This window comes from Burkholderia sp. KCJ3K979 (assembly GCF_016759955.1).
Classification (GTDB): Bacteria; Pseudomonadota; Gammaproteobacteria; order Burkholderiales; family Burkholderiaceae; genus Burkholderia; species Burkholderia orbicola.
In genome coordinates, this window is the sequence record NZ_JACFYV010000363.1 from 1 (window position 1) to 3,427 (window position 3,427).

The window sequence follows — 3,427 nt, forward strand, 5'->3', positions numbered from 1 at the left end:
AGTCGGGCATTCTTATGGGTGTTCATCCGGCTGGGTTCCTGGAAGGTTGGGTGTTTGGCGACTTCCAGTCTCCCAGACTCAGTCCGGATGAACCATCGATACAACCTATTGAAGCTTCACAACTAGCGCGCCGTTCAGCCCGCCACCGCCACCGCCACGGCCGGCGGTTCGCCGCGATCGCGCAGCGCGGCGCGGCCGGCATCGAGATCGACGACCGCGAGCCCGTCCGGCTGCTGCTTCGCCCGCCGCTTCGCGAGCGCCGCGACCGACGCGATCTCGTCGCTGCCGTAGCGTTTCGCGCCGTGCGCGCCGGCCGGCACGCCGACCGCGCCGATCGCCATCGTCACGAAGCCGAAGAACGCCGGATTGCCGTGGCGGTCCTCGCCGCGCAGCCCGCCCGCCTGCCGGTCGACCTGCGTGTAGAAGAGTTGCGCGCCGTCGTTGAAGCGTGCGATCGCGTCGGCGGCGCGCTCGCGCCAGTCGTCGCGCTGGAACAGCACGAGGAAATCGTCGCCGCCGACGTGGCCGAGAAAGTCGCGTTGCGGATCGCACACGCCGGCCAGCACCGTCGCGGCGAACTTCAGCACTTCGTCGCCCTGCCAGTAGCCGTACTGGTCGTTGAACGGCTTGAACTGGTTCAGGTCGACGTAGCACGCGTGAAAGCCGGCGTCGCGCTGGAGCAGGCGGTCGATGTGCGCGCTGATCGGGATGTTGCCGGGCAGGAAGGTCAGCGGATTCGCGTAGCGCGCGGCCTCGATGCGCATCTCGGTCACCGCGCGTACCAGGCTCTCGCCGGTGCCGAGCCCGACATAGCGGCCGTGTTCGGTGATCACGAAGCCGTCGGCGAGATAGCGCTGGTCGTGGCTCGCGAGCAGCATCGCGAGCTGCTCGAAGGTGGTCGCGTTGTCGATCATCAGCGGCGCGTCGTTCGCGAACTGCAGGCACGGTTTCTTGCCGAACACCTCGCGGTGATACGGCAGCGCGAAGCGGTCGATGAAGCCGCGCCGATTCACGAGCGCGACCGGCCGCCCGCGTTCCACGAGCGCGACCGCGTGCAGGTCGGGCATCCGGTTGAACAGCTCGAGCACGTCGTTGCTGGTCGCGTCGCGCGGCAGCGCCGGGGCGGGCACGAGCATCTTCCCGGCGATCGTGCCGGCCGGCCGCACCGCGCGCGTCACGCCGGGAAACACCGCGATGTGCGGCGCGCGGATCGCGTCGCGCGCGGCCGGCGCGACCACCCGCGACGGCTGTGCGTTCGGCCGGCCGAGCAGGAAGCCCTGCACGCAGCAGATGCCCATGTCGCGCACGACGATCAGGTCGCATTCGTTCTCGATGCCTTCCGCGATCAGCTTCGCGCCGCTCGCCTGCGCGAAGTGCTGCATCGCTTTCACGGCTTCGAACTTGAGCGGATCGCGCGCGATGTCGTGGATGAAGAAGCGGTCGATCTTCACGACGTCCGGATGCAGGCGCAGCCACAGGTTCATGCTGGCGTTCGCGGTGCCGTAGTCGTCGAGCGCGAACTGGATGCCGGCGTCGCGCAACGATGCGACCGCCGGCCCGATGTCCGCGAGATCGGGAATCGCGTTCTGCTCGGTGAGCTCGATCACGATGCGCTCCGCGCCGATCCGCGCGCGGCCGAGGAATTGACGTGCGCGCTCGCGTTCGCTGGCGAGCGTGAGGATGGTGCCCGCGCTGAAATTGAGGAACAGCTTGCCGTCGCAGCCGAGCGCTGCGAACGCGTCGAGGCAGGTGAGCGCGGCGGCCCGTTCGAGCGCGATGGTTTCGCCTTCGCGCGCGGCCTGCGCGAACAGCGCGGCCGGCGGCTCGAGGTCGGTGCCGCGCGGGCCGCGGATCAGCCCTTCGTAACCGATGACCGTCCCCGATCCGAGGTCGACGATCGGCTGGAACACGGCGGCGAGTGCGCGTTCCGCGATCAGGCGCGTAGTGCGGGCGACAGCGGAATCGGAGGGGAGCGCGGGCATGGGCGAGGGCAGCCGAATCGACGGGACGCCCGGCTTAACGGCACCGCTCGCGGAGAATTGAATGAAGATTTCGTGACACGAGGGGGCGTTGCCGGTGCATCGCGCCGGGCCCGCGCGGGCGCGTGGTGCGAAGGGGGCGGACGGGAAGCTGCGTGTGAAAGGCGGAGGGCCGGGTGCGGAAGGCGGAAGGGGGAAGGCCGCCACCGGCGGCCCTCGCGCCCCCGACGCGTCAGCGCTTGCCCGTGCTCAGCGCACCCGACGCGGCTGCCGCGCCGCCCTCGTCGTGCTCGCCGCTCGTGTCGCGTGCGCCCCAGCGCTGCGCGAGCGCCGCGCACGCCATCAGCTGGATCTGGTGGAACAGCATCAGCGGCAGCACGATCGCGCCGACCGCGTTCGCCGAGAAGATCACCTTCGCCATCGGCACGCCGGCCGCGAGGCTCTTCTTCGAGCCGCAGAAGATGATCGTGATCTGGTCCGCGCGGTTGAAGCCGAGCCGCTTGCTGACGAACGCGGTCAGCAGCAGCGCGATCGCGAGCAGCACGAGGTTGACGACCAGCAGGCCGCCGAGCGCGCGCGGCGGAATCTGGTGCCACAGCCCCTCGTTGACGGCCTCGCTGAACGCGACGTAGACGACCAGCAGGATCGAGCCCTGGTCGACGAAGCGCAGCACGCCGCGATTGCGGTCGATCCAGCCGCCGATCACGGGCCGCAGCAACTGGCCGGCGATGAACGGCACGAGCAGCTGCATCACGATGCTGCCGACGGTGCTCCACGGCGACGCCGCGGCGGCCGACTGCGACGTGATCATCAGCCCGACGAGCGCGGGCGTGACGAAGATCCCGAGCAGGCTCGACGCGGAGGCGGCGCAGACGGCGGCCGGCACGTTGCCCTTGGCGATCGACGTGAACGCGATCGACGACTGGACCGTCGACGGCAGCGTGCACAGGAACAGCACGCCCGCATACAGCGTCGGCGTGACGAGCGGCTGCAGCACGGGTTTCAGCGCGAGGCCGAGCAGCGGAAACAGCGCGAACGTGCTGAGCAGCACGACCGCGTGCAGCCGCCAGTGCGTCGCGCCGGCAACGACGGCTTCGCGCGACAGTTTGGCGCCGTGCAGGAAGAACAGCAGGCCGACGGCGACGTTGGTCGCCCAGTTGAACGCATGGGCGGCCGGACCGCGGCAGGGCAGCAGGCTCGCGAGCACGACGGTGCCGACGAGCGCGAGCGTGAAGTTGTCGGGCAGAAAACGGGGACGGGCCATCGGGAACTCGATTCGGAAATGGCGAAGGCGCGCGTCGCGCGCGCGGATGGCGTTATTGTCCCGGTTGGCGATTCACTACACAAATTCATTGTGCGAATCGATTGATGAACCGATTGCATGAGGCGGCGGCCGCCGCCGTTGCCCGGCCGCACTCCAAACCGCAGAAGAATGTTCTGTCGCGACC

At 69.4% G+C, this 3,427-nt stretch carries 2 protein-coding genes; both read right to left on the reverse strand.

Going from position 1 to position 3,427, the window contains the following annotated elements:
- Positions 1 to 134: 134 nt before the first annotated feature.
- Positions 135 to 1,982: an EAL domain-containing protein gene (locus tag H3O04_RS34605; RefSeq protein WP_202589436.1), complete on the reverse strand. Its 1,848-nt coding sequence runs from the start codon at positions 1,980 to 1,982 to the stop codon at positions 135 to 137.
- 229 nt (positions 1,983 to 2,211) lie between these two features.
- The gene (locus H3O04_RS34610) at positions 2,212 to 3,243 is read right to left on the reverse strand and encodes a bile acid:sodium symporter family protein (RefSeq protein ID WP_202589437.1); all 1,032 of its coding nucleotides are present in this window, start codon (positions 3,241 to 3,243) and stop codon (positions 2,212 to 2,214) included.
- Positions 3,244 to 3,427 lie beyond the last annotated feature (184 nt).